Annotated in this window: 1 protein-coding gene; it reads left to right on the top strand. The window is 30.5% G+C overall.

Annotated features, from left to right (window positions below; genetic code table 11):
- A partial coding sequence (locus KFT32_RS27110; RefSeq protein ID WP_211750459.1) for a DNA sulfur modification protein DndB occupies positions 1-1006 on the top strand: 1006 nt, incomplete at its 5' end.
- Positions 1007-1039: the final 33 nt, after the last annotated feature.

Genomic DNA, 1039 nt, shown 5'->3' with positions numbered 1-1039 from the left:
AAACAAGAAGAATAAAAATTTAGAATTGCCTTTAGTCATCAACAATGTAACAATGCTTGATGATGAAAATTATATTACAGATATAGACATGACTTTTTTAGTTAAAATGCTACAAAGCCAATTGATTTTATATGATTATGAATCCCAAAGAAGTGCTGTATATGTTAGAACAAAAGATAAAGTAGTCCCTACACCAGACATAAACATAGAGAGCGTAAATACTATAAGCCAATTGATGCTTAATGAGACATATATGCCTGACATGATTACTCTCAATGCTTATAGCCCTGAAGTTGATGCAGTTATCTATGATCAACAAGCTAGAACTTTAACTATCAATGATGGTGCTGTCATTACAATTCTGGATGGATTTCATAGACTTAGAGGTGGAGAAAAGGCTGTAATGATTAACCCAGACTTACCTCAAAGAATGTTCCTATCTATTAGAAATTATGATAAAGAAGGTCAGCGTAACTACTTTGGCCAGATTAATACTATAAATGTAGTTAAAAAGGAAAGACTTGAAGAGCTTAAATCCGAAAGACAGGCAGATTTTGTTGTTAGAGACCTGCAAAGAAAATCTGATCTTAAGGGTAAAATTGCATCTGCATCTAACATTAGCAAAATAGCAAATCAACTAACCACTTTTAGTGTACTTGCTTACGCCATTGATCAGGTTTTTAAGCCTGAAACAAAATTAGAAGCTAATGAGGTTTCTAAATATTTAATCGATTTCTTTAACTACTTGCTGGGTAGCTATGTTGAAGAATTTTTAATTAATCCTAATGAATTTAGACACAGTTATTCTCATCCTTTGATGTTTGCTGGATACGTGCAAATAGCAAAAAACATGAGGGATAATGAGATACCTTTAAAACAAATCAAGAATTATATTGATGGAATAGATTTTGAAAATCAAGAATTGCAATCAATCTTATCTAACAACAGAGGAATTAATTTTGATAAAAATAGAAGAAACATAATTAGTTATTTTATATTCTATTAGTTGGTTAATAGTGTCCAATAGTATCTATAAAAA

Origin of the sequence: Paenibacillus sp. Marseille-Q4541 (assembly GCF_018310695.1) — a bacterium.
Taxonomy (GTDB): Bacteria; Bacillota; Bacilli; order Paenibacillales; family Paenibacillaceae; genus Paenibacillus.
Note: the sequence above shows the minus strand (reverse complement) of the source record. Positions and strands in the feature narration are given on the sequence as shown.